Origin of the sequence: Nocardia barduliensis (assembly GCF_013315795.1) — a bacterium.
GTDB lineage: Bacteria > Actinomycetota > Actinomycetes > Mycobacteriales > Mycobacteriaceae > Nocardia > Nocardia barduliensis.
In genome coordinates, this window is record NZ_JABLTE010000001.1 from 193,444 (window position 1) to 215,076 (window position 21,633).

Annotated in this window: 23 protein-coding genes; 19 read left to right on the plus strand and 4 right to left on the minus strand. The window is 70.1% G+C overall.

The window, feature by feature from the left end; all coding sequences use genetic code 11:
• The first annotated feature begins 35 nt into the window (after positions 1 to 35).
• Both HOV91_RS00995 and HOV91_RS01000 read left to right on the plus strand, forming a co-directional pair.
• The gene (locus HOV91_RS00995) at positions 36 to 455 is read left to right on the plus strand and encodes a YciI family protein (protein WP_174183467.1); all 420 of its coding nucleotides are present in this window, start codon (positions 36 to 38) and stop codon (positions 453 to 455) included.
• 15 nt (positions 456 to 470) lie between these two features.
• Positions 471 to 1,760, plus strand: coding sequence for an RNA polymerase sigma factor (locus HOV91_RS01000; protein ID WP_174183468.1), 1,290 nt, complete (start codon positions 471 to 473; stop codon positions 1,758 to 1,760).
• A 10-nt stretch (positions 1,761 to 1,770) separates the two neighbouring features.
• Here HOV91_RS01000 and HOV91_RS01005 read toward each other — a convergent pair whose 3' ends face one another.
• Positions 1,771 to 2,430 carry an NADPH-dependent F420 reductase gene (locus tag HOV91_RS01005; protein ID WP_174183469.1) on the minus strand — a complete coding sequence of 220 codons (660 nt, stop codon included), beginning with the start codon at positions 2,428 to 2,430 and terminating at the stop codon, positions 1,771 to 1,773.
• A gap of 91 nt (positions 2,431 to 2,521) precedes the next feature.
• On the opposite strand from HOV91_RS01005, the gene HOV91_RS01010 reads away from it, so the two are divergent.
• The 3 genes from HOV91_RS01010 to HOV91_RS01020 all read left to right on the plus strand — a co-directional run bounded on the left by HOV91_RS01010 (position 2,522) and on the right by HOV91_RS01020 (position 4,992).
• Positions 2,522 to 2,929, plus strand: a complete 408-nt coding sequence (locus HOV91_RS01010) for a winged helix-turn-helix transcriptional regulator (protein ID WP_174183470.1) — start codon at positions 2,522 to 2,524, stop codon at positions 2,927 to 2,929.
• Positions 2,930 to 3,070: 141 nt separating this feature from the next.
• Positions 3,071 to 4,306: a sensor histidine kinase gene (locus HOV91_RS01015; protein WP_174183471.1), complete on the plus strand. Its 1,236-nt coding sequence runs from the start codon at positions 3,071 to 3,073 to the stop codon at positions 4,304 to 4,306.
• On the plus strand, positions 4,303 to 4,992 hold the full coding sequence (locus HOV91_RS01020) for a winged helix-turn-helix domain-containing protein (RefSeq protein WP_174183472.1): 690 nt from the start codon (positions 4,303 to 4,305) through the stop codon (positions 4,990 to 4,992). The genes HOV91_RS01015 and HOV91_RS01020 overlap by 4 nt, the downstream gene beginning before the upstream one ends.
• 72 nt (positions 4,993 to 5,064) lie before the next feature.
• Here HOV91_RS01020 and HOV91_RS01025 read toward each other — a convergent pair whose 3' ends face one another.
• Positions 5,065 to 5,394, minus strand: coding sequence for a hypothetical protein (locus tag HOV91_RS01025; protein ID WP_174183473.1), 330 nt, complete (start codon positions 5,392 to 5,394; stop codon positions 5,065 to 5,067).
• Between the two features lie 109 nt (positions 5,395 to 5,503).
• Complete coding sequence (locus tag HOV91_RS01030) at positions 5,504 to 6,376, minus strand: DUF3109 family protein (RefSeq protein ID WP_312884416.1); 873 nt, start codon at positions 6,374 to 6,376, stop codon at positions 5,504 to 5,506.
• Between the two features lie 65 nt (positions 6,377 to 6,441).
• Between HOV91_RS01030 and HOV91_RS01035 the strand changes: the two genes are divergently transcribed.
• The 9 genes from HOV91_RS01035 (at position 6,442) to HOV91_RS01075 (ending at position 15,010) form a co-directional block, all read left to right on the plus strand.
• A complete protein-coding gene (locus HOV91_RS01035; RefSeq protein ID WP_174183474.1) occupies positions 6,442 to 7,476 on the plus strand; it encodes a Ppx/GppA family phosphatase in 1,035 nt (344 codons plus the stop codon).
• Positions 7,473 to 9,056 (plus strand): Rv0497 family membrane protein, encoded by a 1,584-nt coding sequence (locus HOV91_RS01040; RefSeq protein WP_174183303.1) that lies wholly within the window; start codon positions 7,473 to 7,475, stop codon positions 9,054 to 9,056. The genes HOV91_RS01035 and HOV91_RS01040 overlap by 4 nt, the downstream gene beginning before the upstream one ends.
• Positions 9,057 to 9,183: 127 nt before the next feature.
• Positions 9,184 to 10,068 (plus strand): sugar phosphate isomerase/epimerase family protein, encoded by an 885-nt coding sequence (locus tag HOV91_RS01045; protein WP_312884420.1) that lies wholly within the window; start codon positions 9,184 to 9,186, stop codon positions 10,066 to 10,068.
• A 139-nt stretch (positions 10,069 to 10,207) separates the two neighbouring features.
• Positions 10,208 to 11,092: a thioesterase family protein gene (locus HOV91_RS01050; RefSeq protein WP_174183475.1), complete on the plus strand. Its 885-nt coding sequence runs from the start codon at positions 10,208 to 10,210 to the stop codon at positions 11,090 to 11,092.
• A 32-nt stretch (positions 11,093 to 11,124) separates the two neighbouring features.
• On the plus strand, positions 11,125 to 11,943 hold the full coding sequence (proC, locus tag HOV91_RS01055; protein ID WP_174183476.1) for a pyrroline-5-carboxylate reductase: 819 nt from the start codon (positions 11,125 to 11,127) through the stop codon (positions 11,941 to 11,943).
• 145 nt (positions 11,944 to 12,088) lie between these two features.
• Positions 12,089 to 12,391: a helix-turn-helix domain-containing protein gene (locus HOV91_RS39655; protein WP_425297819.1), complete on the plus strand. Its 303-nt coding sequence runs from the start codon at positions 12,089 to 12,091 to the stop codon at positions 12,389 to 12,391.
• Between the two features lie 228 nt (positions 12,392 to 12,619).
• Positions 12,620 to 12,721, plus strand: coding sequence for a 30S ribosomal protein bS22 (locus tag HOV91_RS01065; RefSeq protein WP_003402602.1), 102 nt, complete (start codon positions 12,620 to 12,622; stop codon positions 12,719 to 12,721).
• 211 nt (positions 12,722 to 12,932) lie between these two features.
• Positions 12,933 to 14,006, plus strand: a complete 1,074-nt coding sequence (locus HOV91_RS01070; RefSeq protein WP_438822619.1) for an NAD-dependent epimerase/dehydratase family protein — start codon at positions 12,933 to 12,935, stop codon at positions 14,004 to 14,006.
• A complete protein-coding gene (locus HOV91_RS01075) occupies positions 14,003 to 15,010 on the plus strand; it encodes a lysophospholipid acyltransferase family protein (RefSeq protein WP_174183478.1) in 1,008 nt (335 codons plus the stop codon). Before HOV91_RS01070 ends, HOV91_RS01075 begins: the two co-directional genes overlap by 4 nt.
• Positions 15,011 to 15,017: 7 nt before the next feature.
• On the opposite strand, the gene HOV91_RS01080 is transcribed toward HOV91_RS01075, so the two are convergent.
• Positions 15,018 to 15,965 carry an HAD family hydrolase gene (locus HOV91_RS01080; protein ID WP_246349669.1) on the minus strand — a complete coding sequence of 316 codons (948 nt, stop codon included), beginning with the start codon at positions 15,963 to 15,965 and terminating at the stop codon, positions 15,018 to 15,020.
• Between the two features lie 222 nt (positions 15,966 to 16,187).
• On the opposite strand from HOV91_RS01080, the gene HOV91_RS01085 reads away from it, so the two are divergent.
• The 5 genes from HOV91_RS01085 (at position 16,188) to HOV91_RS01105 (ending at position 21,631) form a co-directional block, all read left to right on the plus strand.
• Positions 16,188 to 16,448, plus strand: a complete 261-nt coding sequence (locus HOV91_RS01085; RefSeq protein WP_174183480.1) for a glutaredoxin family protein — start codon at positions 16,188 to 16,190, stop codon at positions 16,446 to 16,448.
• A gap of 240 nt (positions 16,449 to 16,688) precedes the next feature.
• A complete protein-coding gene (locus HOV91_RS01090; protein ID WP_312884417.1) occupies positions 16,689 to 17,519 on the plus strand; it encodes a redox-sensing transcriptional repressor Rex in 831 nt (276 codons plus the stop codon).
• Positions 17,516 to 18,958: a glutamyl-tRNA reductase gene (locus HOV91_RS01095; RefSeq protein WP_174183482.1), complete on the plus strand. Its 1,443-nt coding sequence runs from the start codon at positions 17,516 to 17,518 to the stop codon at positions 18,956 to 18,958. Before HOV91_RS01090 ends, HOV91_RS01095 begins: the two co-directional genes overlap by 4 nt.
• Positions 18,955 to 20,010: a hydroxymethylbilane synthase gene (hemC, locus tag HOV91_RS01100; protein ID WP_246349640.1), complete on the plus strand. Its 1,056-nt coding sequence runs from the start codon at positions 18,955 to 18,957 to the stop codon at positions 20,008 to 20,010. Before HOV91_RS01095 ends, hemC begins: the two co-directional genes overlap by 4 nt.
• A gap of 61 nt (positions 20,011 to 20,071) precedes the next feature.
• Positions 20,072 to 21,631: a bifunctional uroporphyrinogen-III C-methyltransferase/uroporphyrinogen-III synthase gene (locus tag HOV91_RS01105; protein ID WP_174183483.1), complete on the plus strand. Its 1,560-nt coding sequence runs from the start codon at positions 20,072 to 20,074 to the stop codon at positions 21,629 to 21,631.
• Positions 21,632 to 21,633 lie beyond the last annotated feature (2 nt).

Consider the following 21,633-nt stretch of genomic DNA (forward strand, 5'->3'; position numbering starts at 1 on the left):
TCCAGAGAGGGATCCGAACAGCCAGGGAGACAACCATGAAGTACATGCTCATCATGCGGGCCACCGACGAGGCGTTCGCGGGGATGGCGAACATCGACTTCGACCAGATGCTCGAGACCATGGGTAGGTACAACGACGAACTGATCCGGGCGGGCGTGCTGGTCGCGGCGGAGGGCTTGGAGGACGCCGCCGAGGGCGTGGTGGTCGACTACTCCTCCGAGACTCCCGTCGTCACCGACGGCCCGTACGGCGAGACGAAGGAACTGTTCGGCGGGTTCTACATCCTCAACGTCGCGTCGAAGGAAGAAGCGATCGAGTGGGCCAAGCGGATGCCGATGACCGGCCCCGGGTTCAAGACCGAGATCCGACGGGTTCCGACGATCGACGAGTTCCCGCAGGACAACCTGTGGATCCAGAAAGAGCGGGCGTGGCGCGAGGCCACCGGTCAGCTCTGAACGGATCGAGGGGCGATGGGCGACCACACCGGCCGTGAAGCCGTCGCGGCGGTCTGGCGGATCGAGTCCGCCCGGATCGTAGGCGCGCTCGCGCGGTATACCGGCGACTTCTCGCTGGCCGAGGACCTGGCGCAGGAGGCGCTGGCCGAGGCGCTGGTGACCTGGCCGCGAGAGGGCGTGCCGCGCAATCCCGCCGGGTGGTTGCTCACCGTCGGCCGCCGTCGCGCGATCGACGCGTTCCGCAGGCGCTCCGCCCTCGACGAGAGGTACGCCGCGCTCGCCCGGGACCTGGGCGAGGGCGGCGCCGTCTCGGGCGGCGCACCGGCCGATCCGGCCAGGGACGCCGAGGACGTGCTGTGGGACCCGGACCGGATCGATGACGATCTGCTCGCGTTGATGTTCATCTCCTGCCATCCCGTGCTGTCGCGGGAGGCGCGAGTGGCACTCACCTTGCGCGTGGTCGGCGGTCTCACCAGCGACGAGATCGCCAAGGCGTTCCTCGTTCCGGCCGCTACCGTGCAGGCTCGGATCACGCGGGCGAAGAAGACCCTCGCGGCGGCCCGCGTGCCGTTCGAGGCGCCACCGGCCCAGGAGCGGACCAAGCGCCTCGGTTCGGTGCTCAGCGTGATCTACCTGATCTTCACCGAAGGGTCCTCGGCCAGTTCCGGGGCAGATCTGATCCGGCTCGACCTCGCCAGCGGAGCGCTGCGTCTGGCGCGGGTGCTGACCAGGCTGGTGCCGGACGAGCCCGAGGCGCACGGCCTGCTCGCGCTGCTCGAACTGACCGCGGCGCGCTTTCCCGCCCGCACCGGGCCGGACGGCGAGCCGGTGCTGCTGGAGCACCAGGACCGCCGCCGATGGGACCGCGCCGCGATCCGCCGGGGGCAAGCCGCCTTGGCCCGTGCCGAGCAGGCGGGCCGGGGCCTGGGCGCCTACGGGTTGCAGGCGGCCATCGCCGAATGCCATGCCGTCGCGCCGTCGGTCGAGGCGACGAACTGGGAGCGCGTCGTGCTGATCTACGAGGCGCTCGGCCGGCTCGCGCCGTCGCCGGTGGTCGACCTCAACCGCGCGGTGGCGGTCGCCATGGCACAGGGACCGGCCGCGGCGTTGCCGATCGTGGATCAGCTGGTCGCCGGGCCGCTGGCGACTTCGCACCTGTTGCCGAGCGTTCGCGGGGAACTGCTGGTCCGGCTGGGCCGCCCGCATGAGGCGCGCACCGAACTGGAGCGCGCCATCGGCCTGTGCGGCAACCAGCGCGAGCGGGCGGTACTGGAGCGCAAGCTCGCCGACCTCGGCTCGGCCTGATCCGCCGCCGTCAGTCGGCGACGGCGAACGCGGCCGCCAGGGGCGGGAACATCGCGCGGGCATCGTGTCCGGCGAACCAGAGACCGACGGTGAACACCGACATGGCCTCCAGGTAGCGCGCCCGGTGCAGCCCGCCCGCCGAAATCGGTTGCAGCCCGAGGTCTTCGGCCAGCGCCGCGACCGCTCGCACCGCGGTCTCGTCGTCACCGCACAGCGGCACCGCCAAGCGGCGGCCGTCGAAGACGCGCGCTTTCGCCTCCCACACCTCGGCGGCACACAGGTTGAACGCCTTCACCACGTGCGCCCCGGGTGCCTGCGCCGAGACCCGTTCCGCGACAGCGTCCTCGGCGAGCACGAACGCGGTGACCCCCTCCGGCGCCGCCGTGTCCGGGGCGAAGGCGTTCGTGCAGTCGATGATCGTGCGGCCGACCAGCAGATCCCCGACGGCGTGCAGCACCTCCCGCAATGCCGGGACCGGCAACGCCAGCACGACGACATCGCCGAAACCCGCGGCTTCGGTGATTGTTCCGGCTCGCGCGCCGATCGCGGCGGCCAGTTCCCCCGCGGCGCCGGCGGACCGGGCGCCGACGAGCACCTCGTGACCCGCCGCGCTCCAGCCGCCGCCGAGCGCCCGCGCCATCGCACCCGCACCGATGATTCCGATTCGCATTCCAACTCCTGACTCGAAAGTGTTCGCCCCACGACGCTAGGAATTCCGATGGGCACTCCGGGGTGCGCTACAGCGCTGGCAAGCTGGAACGATGAGCGCGGCACCGATCGAACCGGCCACCGCCGAACGGGTGGATTTCGCGCCCTACGGCGACTTCGAATCCGACTGCCCCGCCCGGATGGGTGTGGACATCTTCGGCAACTCCTGGTTGCCGGTGATCGTGTACATGCTGCGCGAAGGACCCATGCGTCCCGGCGAGCTGCGCACGGCCATCGGCGGGATCAGCCAGAAGATGCTGACGCAGACGTTGCGCCGGATGGAACGGATGACGCTGGTGCGCCGTCGTCGCTACGCCGAGGCGCCGCCGCGGGTCGAATACGAGCTGACCGCCGCGGGCGTGGACCTGCTGATCCCGATCTACGCCCTCGGCGAGTGGGTCGACAGACACGGCCACGCGGTGAGCGGGGCGCTTGCCGGAGCCGACGACGAAGCAGACTGACCGCCCGGTGAATACGCTGCGAGTACGCCATGTCGAACAGTGCGTAAACATGCGGCTAACGGGGCCGGAAGGGCCTGTGACCTGCGCGAAACTTCGCGTACCCGGCGTTGGCCACCCCGTCGGCGACCGTACGATTCAAGTGTGAGTGTTCCCCAGGCCGTGCTGCTGGCCATCTTGGCGGCTGTCGTCGGCCTGGCAGTCGGCGGGCTATTGATCCCGTATGTGAATGCCAGGCAGGCCGCGCGCAGGCAGGCCGAGTCCGGTCTCACCATGTCCCAGGTTCTCGACCTGATCGTGCTCGCCTCCGAGAGCGGCATCGCGGTGGTGGACGAGTACCGCGACGTAGTGCTGGTCAATCCGCGCGCGGAGGAACTGGGGCTGGTCCGCAATCGCCTGCTCGACGAGCGTGCCTGGGCCGCGGTGGAGAAAGTGCTGGCCACCGGGGAATCCGCCGAGTTCGACCTCACCGCCAAGAATCCGGTCCCCGGCCGCGGCCGCATCGCGGTGCGCGGTGTCGCCAGGCAACTGTCGCGGGAGGAGACCACCTTCACCGTGCTGTTCGCCGACGACGATTCCGAGCAGGCCCGCATGGAGGCCACCCGCCGCGACTTCGTCGCGAACGTCAGCCACGAGCTCAAGACACCGGTCGGCGCGATGAGTTTGCTCGCCGAAGCTCTGCTGGAATCCGCCGAGGATCCGGAGGCCGTGCGACACTTCGGTCAGCGCGTGCTCGGTGAATCGCGCCGCCTCGGCAAGATGGTCACCGAGCTCATCGCGCTCTCCCGCCTGCAGGGCGCGGAGAAACTGCCCGAACTCGAGGTGGTGGACGTGGACACCGTGGTGATGCAGGCCGTCGATCGCTCCCGCACCGCCGCCGAAGCCGCCGGGATCACGGTGAGCACCGACCGCCCGAGCGGGCTCGAGGTGCTCGGCGACGAGACCCTGCTGGTTACGGCACTGTCGAACCTGGTCGAGAACGCGATCGCCTACTCGCCGGCCGGTTCGCACGTGTCGGTGAGCCGCTCGCTGCGCGGCGATCACGTGGCGATGGCGGTCACCGACCGCGGCATCGGCATCGCCAAGGAGGACCAGGAGCGGGTGTTCGAGCGATTCTTCCGGTCCGACAAGGCGCGTTCGCGCTCCACGGGCGGCACCGGACTGGGCCTGGCTATCGTCAAACACGTGGCCGCCAACCACAACGGGGAGATCACCCTGTGGAGCAAGTTGGGCACCGGATCGACGTTCACCTTGCGCATACCCGCCCACCACGAAGCAGGCGCCGACGACGACCACGACGGCGCCGTGGTGAGCACGAAAGAAACAAGCCCGCGTCCTACCGGACCGGGCCGACCGAATGGTGTGGAGGCACGCAGATGACGAGTGTTCTGATCGTCGAGGATGAGGAGTCGCTGGCCGATCCGCTCGCGTTCCTGCTGCGCAAGGAGGGTTTCGAGGTCACCGTGGTCGGTGACGGGCCGTCCGCGCTCGCCGAGTTCGACCGGTCCGGTGCGGACATCGTCCTGCTCGACCTCATGCTACCCGGCATGAGCGGCACGGACGTGTGCAAGCAGTTGCGCACCCGCAGCGGCGTTCCGGTGATCATGGTCACCGCGCGCGACAGCGAGATCGACAAGGTGGTGGGGCTGGAACTGGGCGCCGACGACTACGTCACCAAGCCGTATTCCGCTCGCGAGCTCATCGCGCGCATCCGCGCCGTGCTGCGCCGCGGCGCGGGCGACGAGCTGGACGGCTCCAACGAGAGCGGCGTGCTGGAAGCCGGTCCGGTCCGGATGGATGTCGACCGGCACACCGTGATGGTGAACGGCAAGCCGGTTACCTTGCCGCTCAAGGAGTTCGACCTGCTCGAATACCTGCTGCGCAATTCCGGGCGGGTGCTCACCCGGGGGCAGCTGATCGACCGGGTGTGGGGCGCCGATTACGTCGGCGACACCAAGACGCTCGACGTGCACGTCAAGCGACTGCGCTCGAAGATCGAGGCGGACCCGGCCAAGCCGGAACACCTGGTCACCGTGCGCGGCCTGGGCTACAAACTGGAGGCGTGACCGCCCGCGCACCGCGGAGGACACGAACGGCCGAGCGCACCGCGGTGCGCTCGGCCGTTCTGTCGGCGTCCATCAGGGGAAGTAGATCCAGGTGGTGCCCAGCGGGGTCTCGGTCTTCTGCAGGGTGATCCAGCCCAGATCGTCTTCCTGCATGCAGTCGTAGAGGTCCGCGGTGTTGGTGCCACGGCAGGCGATCGTGTGCGAGGTGCCGTACGGGCTCGCGATCAGCAGCTTGCCCGCGGCCTTGGCGTTGACCGCGGCCGGGTCGGTGGCCGAGACGAACTCCGTGGTGAAGTCGTAGAACTTGTGCGGATCGCCGTTCGGCTCGGCGTGGGCTACTCCGGTCAGCGAGAGGGCCGCGCCCAGTGCGAGGGTCGCCGCGGCGAGAACTTTCTTGGACATAACGGCACATCAAACCCTATCCGGGTGAAGCTCGCATGGCGACGGGGTGAACCCCCCGCGAGACCGGACCGCGAGCGGCGACCCTACCGGGCGCTCGACCGGCAAACGATCAGGCGACGGGATCGGCGCCGTCGCGCATCCGGTCGGCGTGCACCGTCGCGGGGTGCACGGCGATCAGGCCGAGGCCCTCGCGGCGTTTGCAGTGCCGGGCCAGCTCCGCGTAGGCGGGCGCGCCGATCAGCTCGGTCAGCTCGGGGCCGTAGGACTGCCAGACCGGCCTGCTGCCGACGTGGGCGTCGGGCGAACCGGAGCAGTACCAGTCGAGGTCGGCTCCGCCCGGCCCCCAACCGCGGCGGTCGTACTCGGTGATCACGGTGCGCAGGATCTGCACGCCGTCGGGCCGGTCCACCCAATCCTGGGTGCGGCGGATCGGCAGCTGCCAGCACACGTCCGGCTTGACCTCCAGCGGCTCGATGCCGCGCCGCAGGGCCATGGTGTGCAGGGCGCAGCCGACGCCACCGGCGAAACCGGGACGGTTGAGGAAGATGCACGCGCCCTCGAACCGGCGCGTGCGCAGTGCGGGCTCGTCGTCGAGCTCGTCGAGTTCCAGGTAGCCGCTCTTGGTGAGCTTGCCCTGCGCGTTGACGGCCTCGCCGCGCAGCTGCCAGTCCTGCGGTGTGAGCATCTTCACAGCGCGGCCCAGTCGTTTGCGGTCGTCCTCGTCGGAGAGGAACGCGCCGTGCGAGCAGCAGCCGTCGTCCGGCCGGTCGGACAGGATGCCTTGACAGGCGGGTGTGCCGAACACGCACGTCCATCGGGACAGCAGCCAGGTCAGATCCGCGACGATCAGATGCTCGTCGTTTGCCGGATCGACGAACTCGATCCACTCACGGGGAAAATCGGGATCCACCTCGGGGGCCGGATCGATCTTCCCCGCTGGTCGAGGCCGGGTCGGGCTGCTCGGGGATGCGCCTACCGTCACGAAATAGGACGCTAACAGTTCAGTCGCCTGGGCTGAAGTGCCGCATCACCCAGTACCGTGTTCATGTGCGGCTTGGGGTACTCGATGTCGGAAGCAATACCGTTCACCTGCTCGTGGTGGACGCGCATCGCGGCGGTCACCCCCTGCCGATGAGCTCGACCAAGGCCACCTTGCGCCTGGCGGAGAACATCGATGACGCGGGTTGCATCACCGAGGCGGGCGCGCAGAAGCTGATCGATACCGTCGCCGAATTCGCCAGCATCGCCGAGACCTCCAAGTGCGTCGAGCTGATGCCGTTCGCCACCTCGGCGCTGCGCGAGGCGGCCAATTCCGACGAGGTCCTCGCCCGCGTGCGCGCCTCGACCGGCGTCGAGCTGCAGGTACTGTCCGGCGTCGACGAGGCGCGGTTGACCTTTCTCGCGGTGCGCCGCTGGTACGGCTGGAGCGCGGGACGCATCCTCAACCTGGACATCGGCGGCGGATCGCTGGAGATGACCAACGGCGGCGACGAGGAGCCCGACGTCGCGCTGTCCCTTCGGTTGGGCGCCGGCCGGTTGACCAGGGAGTGGCTGCGCGAGGACCCGCCGGGCAAGCGCCGGGTCGCCGTGCTGCGCGACTGGCTCGACGCCGAACTGGTGGTCCCGGCGAAGAAGCTGCTCGAGCCGGGCAGGCCCGATCTGGCCGTCGGCACATCCAAGACATTCCGATCCTTGGCCCGGCTGACCGGAGCCGCGCCATCGGGGGCCGGTCCGCGGGTGCGTCGTACACTCACGAGCTCGGGTCTGCGCCAACTGATTGCGTTCATCTCGCGGATGACGGCGTCGGACCGTGCAGAATTGGAAGGCGTAAGTTCCGATCGGTCACAGCAATTGGTGGCCGGCGCATTGGTCGCGGAGGCGAGTATGCGGGCACTTTCGCTGGATTCCTTGGAGATTTGTCCGTGGGCGCTGCGTGAAGGGCTCATCCTGCGCAAACTGGATACCGATATGAATGGTGGACCCGAAGCAACGTACTCAGCGGGCGCGGTGGCCGGAGACGGCCGCCCGGCGCCCGGCGGCGGCGCGACGCTGCCCGGCTCGATCGGGACGGTGTCGTCATGAGTGAGGACTCCAAGCAGCTGTCGGTCGCGGAGCTGCTGGCCCGTAACGGCCAGCAGAGCGCCTCCTCCGGTGGCGGCAGGCGGCGCCGCGGTGGCCGAGGCATCTCCGTCGCCGAGCTGACCGGCGACCTGCCGGTCATCCGGGAGGGCGGCAGTCATTCCGCGCACGCCGCGCCGGATTCCGGCCCGGAGGAGCAGGCCTACGCGCCGCCCTCGTACGATCCTCCGGCCCCCGAGCCGGTTTCCTACGCGCCGGAGCCGCAGCCCGACCCGTCGTCGTATTCGCCCATGTCGGGTCCGATTTCGATGTACGACCCGCTGGCCGGTTACGCGCAGCCCGAGCCGCCGCAGGCCGATCCGCCGCCCGGGCGATCGAGCCGTGTCATGCCCGGCCGGGAGATGCCGTCCGCGCGGCACAGCACTTACGATCCGCTCTCGCCGGATACCCCGGTGTCCGATTTGTTCTCGGCCGCGCCCGGTCCGTATGTGCCGGACCCGCTCGGTGGCGGCGTCGCGGAGACACCCCCGCGTTCGGGACGCAGGCGCAGGCGGGAGGAGCCCGAGGAGGAGGCCACCGAGGTACGGTCCTGGCACGAGGTCCAGCCAGAGCCGTTCGGACGCGACGCGCTGTCCGACCGCAGGGCGGCTCCCGAACCGGGCCGCGGCGGCCACGCGGAATTCGACGAGCCCGGCTTCGGCCGCTCGCCCCTCCCCGAGCGCAACAGCGCCCGAGGTGGGCGCGCGGCCAGGCGCAGGGCGGCGGAGGCCGCGGAAGCGGCCGAGGATCTCGGCCCGTCCACCGCGGCCTGGTCACCGGCCACCGGCGGCTTCGCCCCGGAGTCGGAACCGTTGCCGCTGCCGCCGCCGCCCGATCCGCGACCGAAGCCCGGCAGACCCGTTCCGCCGGAGCCGCAGCCGGACTCGCACCGCAGACCGGCCCGGCGCGGCGGTGCGGGCGAGAACGGTCTGCCGGCCTGGTCGGCCCGGCGGCACAAGACACCGGCCGATCCGGCGCCCGAATCCGGCGCCATCCCGACCGCCGCGTGGTCGCTGGCCAGCCAGGACCAGCAGTTGCTCTCCGGCCAGACGGTCGCGGGCGACCTGCTGCGCGACGGCGTCGACCGCGCCGAGCGCAGCGCGGCGCGGCGCGGCGGGCGGGCTGCCGCCGATCTCGCGGAGCTGGACGGCGTCACCGACGTCTACGAGCCGATCACGCTGGACGAGGACGACGATGACGACCTCGCCGACGAGCCGCGCGCCGCGACAAAGACCGCCGCGCCGCGCCGGTCGCGGGCGGCCGAGAAGGCGGAGTACGACGCCAACCGTCGCCAGTGGATGATCCTCGGCGGGCAGAGCACCGGCGCCGCCGTCGCGGGCATGTTGCTGTTCAAGGGCTTCGAGCGCATGTGGGAGATGCTGCCCTGGGTGGCGCTGGCGCTGGCGATGATCGTGATTCTGGGCTTGGTGGCCCTCGTGCGGATTCTGCGCAGGACCGACGACATCCTCAGCACTGTGATCGCCGTCGTCGTGGGCATCTTCGTCACGCTGGGGCCACTAGCCTTTCTTCTCAGTACGAACTGAGTAGGGAGCGGCTGTGGGGAACATCGGGCAGGCGAACGACACCGGAGTGCGGCACACGCCGGAGGCGGGGTCGCGCACGGGCGCGGGTTCGCCCGGCGACCCCGAGGTCACGCCCGATCCGAAACCCATTCGAGTCGGCCTCTCGACGGCCTCGGTATACCCGCAGAACACCGAGGCCGCGTTCCGCTACGCCGCCGAGCTGGGCTACGACGGCATCGAGCTGATGGTCTGGGCCGAGCCGGCCAGTCAGAGCATCGCCACCGTGCAGGCCTACTCCCGCAAATACGATGTCCCGGTGCTCGCCGTGCACGCGCCGTGCCTGTTGATCTCGCAGCGGGTATGGGGTTCGGACCCGGTGGCCAAACTCGAGCGCAGTGTGCGCACCGCCGAGGCGTTCGGCGCGACTACGGTGGTCGTGCATCCGCCGTTCCGCTGGCAGCGCCGCTACGCGGCGGGGTTCGCCGCGCAGGTGGCCGAGCTGGAAGAACACAGCTCCGTGGTGGTCGCGGTGGAGAACATGTTCCCGATGCGGGCGGACACGCTGTTCGGCCGGCGCGAAGGCGCGGTGAAGCGGCTGGAGCGGCGCGGTGGGCCCGGTCCGGCGCTCACGGCGTTCAGCCCGTCCTACGACCCGACCGAGACGGGGTTCCGGCACTACACCCTGGATCTGTCGCACACCGCGACCGCTGGCACCGATCCGCTGGCCCTGGCGGCCCGGATGGGCACGGGTCTGGCCCATCTGCACCTGGCCGACGGCCGGGGCGCCGCGCACGACGAGCATCTCGTTCCCGGCGAGGGCACCCAGCCGTGCGTGGAAGTGTGCGCCGAGTTGGTCGGCTCCGGCTTCTCCGGCCAAGCCGTCGCCGAGATCAACACGCAGAACGCGCGCACCACCAAGGACCGGGCCGCCATGCTGCATCGCACGCTGGCCTTCGCCCGCAGGCATCTGGCCGTCGCTGCCGCGCCGACGCCCAGCGGCGCGCGCCACGGTTCACCCGAGTCGCCGATGTGACACCGGTCGCTCCTGCGCCACCGTGAGATGCGGTAGGGCGGGCGGTGCGTTGTACGCTGTACGAACGCCGCCCGGCGACGTGCGCCCCATCGCCGCGAACGACGCCATCAGGTGCGGCCGACGAAGGACAGGAGTGAGGATGACGACGGAGTTGACCGACCTCGGCCGGGCTGCCACGACGGACGCGCCGTTCAGCCAGGTCTGCGCGCTGACCGAAGCGCGGCCCTCGACCCAGGGAACCGGCCGCTACCTGGGCGTCATCGACGACATCTGGACCATCGGCCCGAAGGTGCACGGCGGGACGATGGTGGCGGCCAGCGCCGCGGCGGCGACGAATTGGCTGCGTGCCTCCGATCCGTCCCTGGTCGGCATGGCCCCGATCGCGGCGAGCTCCGATTTCCTCGGTGCCCCCGACCCCGGCGCGGTCGAATACGAGGTGCGCGTCCGCAAGATCGGCCGCCAGATCTGCCTGGTCGACACCGATCTCGTCCAGGACGGCCGCGTCCTGGTGCGCACGGCGCTGACCTTCAGCCGCCTGGACGACGCCGACCCGAGCTACGCGCCGCAGCATTCCGACATGCCCGCGCAGCCGCCCGCCGACGCGATCGGCTACGAGCCCGGCTCCCCGATGGGCGACATCGTGCACGTGGGCCGCGGCGCCGAGATCTCTCTCGACCGCGAGTGGGCCCGCTTCCTGGAGGGGGCGAAGGGCGAACCGCGCCTGCGGCTGTGGATCCGTCCGCGCCCGGGTGACGAGCAGGACCCCGACGTCGCCATGTACTTCGCCATGATGAGCGCCGACATGAGCCCGCCGGTGCCGATGAACCTCGGCCACTTCGGCTGGGCCCCGACCGTGCAGATGACCACCTACTTGCGCCGCAGGCCCGCGCCGGGCTGGCTGCGGGTCATCGCGACCACCCACGAGGTGGGCGGGCGGATGTTCGACGAGGACCAGTTGGTGCTCGACTCGACCGGCGCGGTCGTCGCGCAGAGTCGTCAGCTGGCGCTCGTTCCCCAGCGCTGAGTTCCGGCGCGCGCCGTCTAGCCTTGAGCCCCATGACGAGAATTGCGGTGATCGGTGGCGGGCGCATCGGTGAGGCGTTGGTCGCCGGGTTGCTGGAGTCCGGGCGGCTGACCAAGGACTTGGTCGTCGTGGAGACCCATCGGGAACGGGCCCATCAGATCGCCGATCGCTTCGGCATCCGGGTCACCGACGACCTGGCGGACGCGGCGGTGGGCGCGGATCTGCTGGTGATCGCGGTGAAGCCGGGTGATGTGGACGCCGTGCTCGCCCCGCTGGGCAAGGCGGAGATCGGCAGCGATCGCGATCAGGTGCTGGTCTCGCTGGCGGCCGGTGTGCCGACCGCGCGGCTGGAGGGCAAGTTGCCCGCCGGATTCCCGGTGGTCCGGGTGATGCCGAATACGCCGATGCTGGTGGGGCAGGGGATGAGCGTCATCGCGCCGGGCCGCTACGCGCGCCAGCACCATCTGGAACTGGTGACCGAGGTGCTCGACTCGGTCGGCAAGGTGGTCACCGTCGCGGAGAGCCAGATGGACGCCGTCACCGCGGTGTCCGGGTCGGGACCGGCCTACTTCTTCCTGGTCGTCGAGGCCATGGTGGACGCGGGCGTCGGGCTGGGGCTCACCAGGGACGTGGCCACCCGGCTCGTCGTGCAGACCATGATCGGCTCGGCTGCCCTGCTGGACGGCTCCAGTCAGACCCCCGCGGAACTGCGCGCGGCGGTCACCTCGCCCGCGGGCACCACCGCGGCGGCGATCCGCGAGCTGGAGCGCGGAGGACTACGCTCGGCGTTCTGGGAGGGTCTCTTCGCGGCGAAGCAACGGTCCGCCGAACAGGGCGCGTCAGCGGAGTGACCGGTCTGTTTAAAATCGGAAAACCCGATTTCTCACTCCCGTCGCAGTAACACCACTGGTCCCGCTAAGCTTCAAGGAGCACGTGCGTGTCTGTTCCGCCGGTGGGGAAGCCGGCGGCGCGGACGTGCCGGAGGTCAATGGTGCAATGATGTCTTCGAACAAGATGTCTGCGAATTCCGGAGCGTCCGGCGGCTCCGGTCCCGCAGGTAATCGGGGGAATTCCCGGGTACAGCGCGAGGCCGCGACACAGGGGCAACCTGTGCTCGGCGGCGGGACCCAGTTTCTCACCGTCGCCGAAGTGGCGAGTCTGATGCGGGTGTCCAAGATGACGGTCTACCGGCTGGTGCACTCGGGCGAACTGCCCGCGGTGCGCGTCGGCCGATCGTTCCGGGTACACGCCAAGGCGGTGCACGACTATCTGGAAACGTCCTATTTCGACGCTGGATGAGGCGGTTTCGGGACCGCGGGGTCGTGCCGGTACGATAGATCCTCGGTTCGTGTTCGCCCGCCGGTGGCATCGTTGTTGGTTGCCCCGTGGTATCCGGCGGCGCGAACACGGGACGTGAGGCCGGCCGAGCGACCCCGGCCGGTGGGCCGGGATCCCCGGCCGACGGGCGTCCGGCAATCGCGCACGGGCAGCGTGCGCGCCGAGTAGAGAGAACGCGAGGACAACCCTATGGGTTCTGTGATCAAGAAGCGCCGCAAGCGCATGTCGAAGAAGAAGCACCGCAAGCTGCTTCGCCGCACGCGTGTCCAGCGGCGCAAACTCGGCAAGTAGGCATCGCTGCGGGTTGGCTGCGGAGGCCCGTCACCAATAGGTGACGGGCCTTTTGTTTGAAATTTGTAATTTTTGAAAATCAGCATTTGTATCGCGTGACTGAAGTCATCGTTAGATCCTGGTTAATACTCTCGGTGAGCGGGTAGGCACCCGCTACGCTAGGGCACTGGGAATAATCACAAAGGCGGCTGGCAAGGGAAAGCGGGTGCCGGTGGGTTCTGAGGGTCGGGAAGGTCACACACCGAGGGTCGTGCTGGTCACCGGGGCCAGCCGCTTCTTCGGTGGCACGGTCGTCGCCCGGCTCGCCCACGAGCCCGGGATCGAACGCATCCTCGCCGTCGACACGATGACGCCCGGTCGAGAGTTGCAGCGGCGCATGGGCCGCGCGGAGTTCGTGCGAGCGGATATCCGAAACCCGTTGATCCGTAAGGTGATCGATGGTGGCGAGGTGGATACCGTGGTGCACACCGCCGTGCTGGCGCGTCCCCCGGCGGGCGGCGGCCGCCCCGTGATGAAGGACCACAACGTCCTCGGCGCGATGCAGCTGTTCGCGGTGTGCCAGAAGGCGTCGTCGGTGCGCCGGGTCGTGCTGCGCTCCTCCTCGGCGGTGTACGGTTGCAGTGCGAAGGATCCCGCGAAATTCAGTGAGGAAATGAGCGCGCGCACACCACCGCGTGGTGGCTTCGCGCGCGACATGAACGATATAGAGGGTTACGTTCGAGGGCTCGCCCGGCGACGCCCCGATATCGCCACCTCAATTCTGCGATTCGCGCCGATCGTCGGCCCCCGGCTGGCCGCGCGTGGCGTGCAATATCTGCGTTCGCCGGTAACCCCGACCGTATTCGGCCGGGACGCCAGGATGCAGTTGCTGCACGAGGAGGACGCGGTGGCCGCGCTGACGCACGCGGCGCGGACCGCGGCGACCGGCACGTACAACATCGCCGGCGACGGGGCGCTGTCGTTGTCGCAGGCGGTCCGGCGGGCAGGCCGGATCGAGTTGCCGGTGCCGTTCACGGTGTTCCGCACCGCGGGGCGCCTGCTCATGGGCCCGGTCATGCGGGAGTTCTCCGCCGAACAGCTCGACTATTTCCATTTCGGATGTGGCCTGGACACCACCCGCATGCGCACCGAACTCGGGTTCGAACCGCGCTGGACGACGTTACAGGCGTTCGACGACTTCATAGGGGGCGCAGCGTTGCGGCCCGTGGTCGATCCAGCGTGGATCGACGCCGCAGAACACAAACTGCTCGGCCTGCTCGGGGCCGGTACGGGAGCACACCAATGAACGACGTAGCGAAAGTCATCCAACTCCACGATCTGCAGATCGAGGCGCGCCAGCGGCCGCTGCCACGCCGCCTGGCCGCTCCCAGCCCGGTGACCTCGCTGACGGAGCGGCGCGCGGCGGTGGCGCCCGCCCCGCCGCAGTCGCTGTCGGAAATGCTGCGCGGCGCGCTCGGCAAGCAGATCACCAAGACCGCGGATTTCGCCCGCCGCAGGCTCACCGGCGACTACCGGGTCGACGAATTCGGATTCGACGAGCACCTGCTCGAGTCGGTCATCCTGCCCGCCCTTCGTCCGCTGTCGGAGCTGTGGTTCCGGGTGGAGGCCAACGGGATGGAGAACCTCCCGGAGACCGGCGGCGCGCTGATCGTGGCCAACCACGCGGGCACCGTGCCGCTGGACGGGCTGATGCTGCAACTGGCCGTGCACGACCGGCATCCGAAACAGCGCGCGTTGCGTTTGCTCGCCGCCGATCTGATCTTCGAGACCCCGGTGCTCGGCGTGCTCGCTCGCCGGGCCGGTCACACGCTGGCCTGCCGGGAGGACGCCGAACGGCTGCTGCGCTCCGGTGAGCTGACCGGCGTGTTCCCGGAGGGCTTCAAGGGCATCGGCAAGCAGTACACCGATCGCTACAAGTTGCAGCGCTTCGGCCGCGGCGGTTTCGTCGCCGCCGCGGTGCGCACCGGCGTGCCGATCATCCCGTGCTCCATCGTCGGTTCCGAGGAGATCTATCCGAAGCTGGCCGATCTCAAGCCGCTGGCCCGGCTGCTCGGCCTCCCGTACTTTCCGGTGACGCCGCTGTTCCCGCACTTGGGCGTGCTCGGCGCGGTACCGCTGCCGTCCAAGTGGTACATCGAGTTCGGCACTCCGATCCCCACCACTCCCTACGAGCCGGAGGCCGCCGACGACCCGATGACCATGTTCGAGGTCACCGACCAGGTCCGCGAGACGATTCAGCAGACGCTCTACAAACTGCTCACCAAGCGCCGCAACGTCTTCACGGGGTAGGGGAGCGCTAGCCGCCGTCGCGGCGGCGGGTGACCGCGGCTGCGACGGCGCCGCCTGCCGCACCGAGGGCCAAGGCGGTGGGCACGCCGATCTTGGCGGCTTTGCGGCCGGTGCGGAAGTCGCGGATCTCCCAGCCGCGGTTCTTGGCGACTTCGCGTAGGTCCGAGTCGGGGTTGATCGCCACGGCGGTGCCGACCAGCGAGAGCATCGGCACGTCGTTGTGGCTGTCGGAGTACGCGGTGCACCGCTTGAGGTTCAGGCCCTCACGGATCGCCAGCGTGCGCACCGCGTGCGCTTTGCCGAGCCCGTGCAGGATGTCGCCGACCAGCCGGCCGGTGAAGGTGCCGTCCACGCTCTCGGCCACGGTGCCCAGGGCGCCGGTGAGGCCGAGTCGTTTCGCGATAACCTGCGCCAGCTCCACCGGGGTGGCGGTCACCAGCCACACCTGCTGGCCCGCGTCCAGATGCATCTGCGCGAGCGCGCGGGTGCCCGGCCAGATCTTGTCGGCGATGATCTCGTCGTAGATCTCCTCGCCGAGCGCGGCCAGCTCGGCGGTCGAGCGCCCGGCGATGAAGGCCAGCGCCTTCTCCTTGCCGCTGGCCATATCGGTGCTGCTCTCCTTGCCGGTGACCCGGAATTTCACCTGCTTCCAGGCGACGTCCACCAGATCGGAGGTCTTGAAGTACTTGCGCGCCGCAAGACCGCGGGCGAAATGCACGATCGAGGCGCCCTGCACCATCGTGTTGTCGACATCGAAGAACGCCGCCGCGGTCAGGTCGCGCAGCGCCTCCGGGCCCGCCGGCTCCGCCTCGCCCGCGGCAAGTTCGGCGTCGTGCAGGGTCAGCGCGGCATCGGCGCTCGCCTCGCCGGCCAGATTGGCCCGCAATTCCTCTTCACTCGGGCCGAAAGGGCTGCGCGAGATGCGGGCGAGCTGGTCTTGCAGACCCTGGCCCATCTGGCTCAGATTCCACCGCGCCGGAAACTCACCGAAGCGTCCCGCGATGAATCCGGCCCTCGCCACCCTCGATCGTTCCGGCACCAGTACCTCCGCCCGTCGCGCGAACCATGTCAACAGTAGCCGGATCGGGTGACAGTCACGGCAGAAGGCGGCGCGCGACACAATCGCGTGGCGCGGACCGAGCCGTCGCGATCTTCGTGGCCCGGATTAAATATCGTCATGACCAATCCCACACATTCGGTGACATTGCTGACTCGCGCGGGCTGCGGGCTGTGTGCGACGGCACTGGAACGGCTGCGCTCGATCTGCGCCGAATTCGGTATCGAACCGGGGACCGTCGACGTCGACGAAGCCGCCGCCACCGACCCTGGCCTGCGCGCCGAGTACGGTGACCGGCTTCCCGTCGTCCTGCTCGACGGCCGCGAACACAGCTATTTCGATGTCGACGAGACCCGCTTGCGCGCGGACCTGACGCGCTGAGGTACGGCGTTTTCCGTCCGATTCGGCCGCTGTGCTGGTCGCGGCGGAAAATGAGGCCAATTTCACCGACTTTGTGCAGGGCTTCACAAGCAGTTACGGTGGTGGCACGCGACCCGCATGCCGAGGCTGCGGAGCCGCCCCGAAATCCGAAACTTCGACACCATGGCACCGGACCGCCCCCGGGTCAGAGGGGTCGAGCGACGAACCGGTGCCCGAGGCCCGGGACGAGGAGCCGACGACGTGACAGAGCAGCATGAGGCGCCAGGTGGCGTCTCCGGCAGGGCTCTGCAGAAGGACATCCCGCAGGCCACCGTCGCGCGGCTGGCTACCTACCTTCGGGTCCTCGCCACATTCGCCGACGACGGTGTTGCCATCGTATCGAGTGAGGAACTGGCTGTCGCGGCGGGTGTCAATTCGGCCAAATTGCGCAAGGACCTCTCCTTCCTCGGCCCCAACGGCGTGCGCGGCGTCGGCTACGACGTGGCCAAGCTCCGTTCCCGCATCGAGGACGTGCTCGGCCTGTCGCAGGGCCACCGCGTGGTGCTGGTCGGCGCGGGGAATCTGGGCCGGGCGCTGGTCGGCTACGGCGGGTTCCGGCGGCGCGGCTTCACCGTGGTCGGCATTTTCGACAGCCACCCCGAGGTGATCGGCATGCCGGTCGCCGGCCTGGTGGTGCGCGACGTCGCCGAGTTGGCGGTCGCGGTCGCCGAGCTGGAGCCGACCATCGCGGTCATCACCGTTCCCGACGACGCGGCCCAGGACGTCTGCGACCGGCTCGTCGCGTCCGGGCTCCAGTCGATCCTGAGTTTCGCCCCCTGTGAGCTGGTCGCGCCCCCGACGGTCGAGGTCCGTCGTGTCGACCTGGCCGTGGAGATGCAGATGCTGTCGTTCGAGCGGGTGCGCAACGCGGAGCAGGCCCCGCTGCCGGAAGTCGCGCACGCCGGGTCCGCCCGCATCGCGCACCGGCTGCCGACGCCGCACACCGCGCCCGCGCATCCGGCCCTCCAGCACTCGACAACCCCGCATACGGCAACGGAGCCAAGCAGCAAGGGATCGGTGGTCACACCATGAGCGTTCTCCTCGTCGGCATCTCGCACCGCAGCGCACCGGTCCCGGTGCTGGAGAAGGTGGCCGTCACCGACGCCGACCGGCCCAAGCTGATCGACCGCCTGCTCGCCTCCAGCCACGTTTCCGAGGCGATGATCGTCTCCACCTGCAACCGGGTGGAGGTCTACGCGGTGGTGGACGCCTTCCACGGCGGTCTGGCCGAAATCGGTGACCTGCTCAGCAAGCACTCCGGCCTGCCGATGCCCGACCTGACCAAGCACGCCTACGTCCGCTACTCCGAGGCCGCCGCCGAGCATCTGTTCGCGGTGGCCAGCGGACTGGATTCGATGGTGATCGGCGAGCAGCAGGTGCTCAGCCAGATCCGCGGCGCCTACGCCTCCGCCGACGCGCAGCAGGCGGTCGGACGGACCCTGCACGAACTGGCGCAGCACGCGCTGCGGGTCGGCAAGCGGGTCCACGCCGAAACCGGCATCGACCGCGCGGGCGCGTCGGTGGTGTCGGTCGCGCTGGATCGCGCGCAGCACGTACTCGGCCCGCTGGCCGGCCGCACCGCCGCCGTGGTCGGCGCAGGCGCGATGGGCGGGCTGGCGGTCGCGCATCTCTCGCGCGCCGGGATCGGGCGGATCATCGTGGTGAACCGCACCATCGAACGGGCGTACCGACTCGCGGAGACCGGGCGGACGCACGGCGTCGAGGCCGAGGCGATGGAGCTGTCGCGACTCACCGAGGCGATGGCCGCCTCCGACGTGGTGGTCACCTGTACCGGCGCGGTCGGCGCGGTCGTGACACTCGCCGACACCCATCGCGCCCTCACCGAGCGCGAGCGGGGCGAGGAATTCGCCACCGTGGAACGGCCGCTGGTGTTCTGCGATCTCGGCTTGCCGCGCGATGTCGAGCACGCCGTGGCCGGGCTGCCCGGCGTCACGCTCATCGACATCGAGACGCTGCAGCGGGATCCGGCGGCGGGCGCCGCCGCCGACGACACCGCGGCCGCTCGCACGATCGTCGCCGACGAACTCGCCAGATACCTCGCCGGACAGCGGATGGCCGAAGTCACCCCGACGGTGGCCGCGCTGCGTCAGCGCGCCGCGGAGGTGGTGGAGGCCGAATTGCTCCGGCTGGATTCCCGGCTGCCCGGCTTGGCCGACCCGGAACGCGACGAGGTCGCGCGGACGGTGCGCCGGGTGGTCGACAAGCTGCTGCACGCGCCGACGGTGCGGGTCAAGCAGCTCGCGTCCACGCCGGGCGGCGACAGCTACGCCGAGGCGCTGCGCGAATTGTTCGAACTCAAGCCCGGCGCGGCCCAAGCGGTCGCCGCGCCGATGGAGATCACCGCGCTCGCGGGCGATCGCGCCGAGATCACATTGGCCGACGGGGAGATCGCGCTGGCCGACGATTTCACCGCGGGTCATCGCGGCGAGGAACAGGGGCAGACGGCATGACCATGGTGCATCGAGAAGGCAACCCGACCACGGACGGCACTCGTGCGCCGTGGCGGATCGGCACCCGGGGGAGCCTGCTCGCGCTCACCCAGGCGGGCACGGTGCGCGACACGTTGATCGCGGCCGGGCAGCCTGCCGAGCTGGTCGTGATCAAGACCGCCGGTGACCTGTCCTCGGACCCGGTGCAGCAGATCGGCGTGGGCGTGTTCACCTCCGCGCTGCGCGACGAGCTGGCCGCGGGCGAGATCGACATCGCCGTGCACTCCTACAAGGATCTGCCCACCGCGCAGGACCCGCGCTTCACCATCGCCGCCATCCCGCCGAGAGAGGACCCGCGCGACGCGCTGGTCGCCCGCGACGGGCTGGTGCTCGGCGAACTGCCCGCGGGTTCGAAGGTCGGCACCTCCGCCCCGCGTCGCGCCGCCCAGTTGCGGGCGCTCGGGCTCGGCTTGGACGTCGTCCCGTTGCGCGGCAACCTGGACACCCGGTTGCGCAAGGTCAGCGAGGGTGAACTGGACGCCGTGGTGGTGGCCAGAGCCGGCTTGGCCCGCATCGGCCGCTTGGACGCGGTCACCGAGTCGCTGGAGCCGGTGCAGATGCTCTCGGCTCCCGCCCAGGGCGCGCTCGCCGTGGAATGCCGCAGCGATCACGCCGCGCTGGTGGAGATCCTGTCCGGCCTGGACGACGCGGCCACTCGCGCGTCGGTGCTCGCCGAACGATCGCTGCTGGCCGAACTGGAGGCGGGCTGCACCGCGCCGATCGGCGCGCTCGCCGAGGTGGTCGAATCGCTCGACGACGACGGCCGGATCGTGGACGAGCTGTCGCTGCGCGCGTGCGCCGCGGCCGTCGACGGATCCGACGTGCTGCGAGCGTCGGTGGTCGGCGCCCCGGCCGACGCCGAACGACTCGGTCGTGCGCTTGCCCGCGAGTTGCTCGACATGGGTGCGCGTGATCTGCTCGCCGCCGAACCGGACGACGGTTCCCCTACCCGGGCGGTGAGTTCGCCCGCCACAGACTTGCCCAACCCCAGCCCAATGGAGAACAGCCGATGAGCGGAAGCACAGGCACCGTGCCCTCGGGTATGCCGGAGCCGAGCGCAAGCGAGGTGCAGGCATGAGCCGAGCCACGAAGAAGCACCCCGGTCGCGTCCTTTTCGTCGGATCGGGTCCGGGTGACCCGGCGCTGCTCACCGTACGGGCACGCGAGGTGATCGGCCGGGCGACGCTGGCATTCACCGATCCGGACGTCGACAAGGGCGTGCTCGCCCTGATCGGCACCGCGGTCGAGCCGGGACCCGACGGCGAACGCCCCGTCGATGTGCGGCCCGCGCTCGGCGAGCCCGCCGAGGTGGCCAAGACGCTGATCGCCGAGGCGCGAGCCGGGCACGACGTGGTGCGCGTGGTCGCGGGCGACCCGCTGACCACCGACTCGGTGATTGCCGAGGTCAACGCCGTCACCCGATCGCACATGGTCTTCGAGGTGCTGCCCGGTCTGCCCAACGGTTCCGCGGTGCCCAGCTACGCGGGCATCGCGCTGGGTTCCGGGCACACCGAGGCGGACGTGCGCGGCGAGGTCGACTGGGCCGCGCTGGCCGCGGCGCCCGGTCCGCTCGTGCTGCACGCCACCTCGGGGCATCTCGCCGAGACCGCGAGCGCCCTGGTGGAGCACGGCATGGCGCCGCAGACCCCGGTCGCGGTGACGGTGCGCGGCACCACCCGTCAGCAGCGCACCATCGAGGCCACCCTGGCCACGCTGAACAGCGCGGCCTCCGAGTTGGTCGGCCCGCTGGTGGTGACCATCGGCAAGGTGGTCGCGCAGCGCTCGAAGATGTCCTGGTGGGAGTCGCGCGCGCTGTACGGCTGGACCGTGCTGGTGCCGCGCACCAAGGACCAGGCCGCCGAGATGAGCGAGCGACTGGTCACGCACGGCGCCATCCCGATGGAGGTGCCGACCATCGCGGTCGAGCCGCCCCGCAGCCCCGCGCAGATGGAGCGCGCGGTCAAGGGTCTGGTCGACGGGCGTTACCAGTGGGTGGTGTTCACCTCCACCAACGCGGTGCGCGCGGTGTGGGAGAAGTTCGCCGAGTTCGGCTTGGACGCGCGGGCGTTCTCCGGCGTGAAGATCGCCTGCGTCGGCGAGGCCACCGCGGAGAAGGTGCGCTCGTTCGGCATCAACCCCGAACTGGTGCCCAGCGGTGAGCAGTCCTCCGAAGGCCTGCTGGCCGACTTCCCGCCCTACGACGACGTGTTCGACCCGGTGAACCGGGTGCTGCTGCCGCGTGCCGACATCGCCACCGAGACGCTGGCCGAGGGCCTGCGCGACCGTGGCTGGGAGATCGACGACGTCACGGCCTACCGCACGGTGCGTGCCTCGCCGCCGCCCGCGGAGACCCGCGAGATGATCAAGACCGGCGGCTTCGACGCGGTCCTGTTCACCTCGTCCTCCACGGTGCGCAACCTGGTGGGCATCGCGGGCAAGCCGCACGCGCGCACCATCGTGGCCTGCATCGGCCCCAAGACCGCCGAGACCGCCATCGAATTCGGCCTGCGCGTGGACGTGCAGCCCGATGTGGCGCAGGTCGGTCCGCTGGTCGAGGCACTGGCCGAGCACGCGGCCCGCCTGCGCGCCGAAGGACTCCTGCCACCTCCGCGCAAGAAGAGCCGCCGCAGGTAATC

What these genes read in the sequence shown, in the direction of transcription:
- HOV91_RS01010 (WP_174183470.1), top strand. Translation starts at nt 2,522, where the DNA reads ATGAGCGCGGCACCGATCGAACCGGCCACCGCCGAACGGGTGGATTTC.
- hemC (WP_246349640.1), top strand. Translation starts at nt 18,955, where the DNA reads ATGACCATGGTGCATCGAGAAGGCAACCCGACCACGGACGGCACTCGT.
- HOV91_RS39655 (WP_425297819.1), top strand. Translation starts at nt 12,089, where the DNA reads ATGATGTCTTCGAACAAGATGTCTGCGAATTCCGGAGCGTCCGGCGGC.
- HOV91_RS01065 (WP_003402602.1), top strand. Translation starts at nt 12,620, where the DNA reads ATGGGTTCTGTGATCAAGAAGCGCCGCAAGCGCATGTCGAAGAAGAAG.
- HOV91_RS01085 (WP_174183480.1), top strand. Translation starts at nt 16,188, where the DNA reads ATGACCAATCCCACACATTCGGTGACATTGCTGACTCGCGCGGGCTGC.
- HOV91_RS01050 (WP_174183475.1), top strand. Translation starts at nt 10,208, where the DNA reads ATGACGACGGAGTTGACCGACCTCGGCCGGGCTGCCACGACGGACGCG.
- HOV91_RS01000 (WP_174183468.1), top strand. Translation starts at nt 471, where the DNA reads ATGGGCGACCACACCGGCCGTGAAGCCGTCGCGGCGGTCTGGCGGATC.
- HOV91_RS01040 (WP_174183303.1), top strand. Translation starts at nt 7,473, where the DNA reads ATGAGTGAGGACTCCAAGCAGCTGTCGGTCGCGGAGCTGCTGGCCCGT.
- HOV91_RS00995 (WP_174183467.1), top strand. Translation starts at nt 36, where the DNA reads ATGAAGTACATGCTCATCATGCGGGCCACCGACGAGGCGTTCGCGGGG.
- HOV91_RS01095 (WP_174183482.1), top strand. Translation starts at nt 17,516, where the DNA reads ATGAGCGTTCTCCTCGTCGGCATCTCGCACCGCAGCGCACCGGTCCCG.
- HOV91_RS01105 (WP_174183483.1), top strand. Translation starts at nt 20,072, where the DNA reads ATGAGCCGAGCCACGAAGAAGCACCCCGGTCGCGTCCTTTTCGTCGGA.
- HOV91_RS01080 (WP_246349669.1), bottom strand. Translation starts at nt 15,965, where the DNA reads ATGGGCCAGGGTCTGCAAGACCAGCTCGCCCGCATCTCGCGCAGCCCT.
- HOV91_RS01025 (WP_174183473.1), bottom strand. Translation starts at nt 5,394, where the DNA reads ATGTCCAAGAAAGTTCTCGCCGCGGCGACCCTCGCACTGGGCGCGGCC.
- HOV91_RS01020 (WP_174183472.1), top strand. Translation starts at nt 4,303, where the DNA reads ATGACGAGTGTTCTGATCGTCGAGGATGAGGAGTCGCTGGCCGATCCG.
- HOV91_RS01075 (WP_174183478.1), top strand. Translation starts at nt 14,003, where the DNA reads ATGAACGACGTAGCGAAAGTCATCCAACTCCACGATCTGCAGATCGAG.
- HOV91_RS01005 (WP_174183469.1), bottom strand. Translation starts at nt 2,430, where the DNA reads ATGCGAATCGGAATCATCGGTGCGGGTGCGATGGCGCGGGCGCTCGGC.
- proC (WP_174183476.1), top strand. Translation starts at nt 11,125, where the DNA reads ATGACGAGAATTGCGGTGATCGGTGGCGGGCGCATCGGTGAGGCGTTG.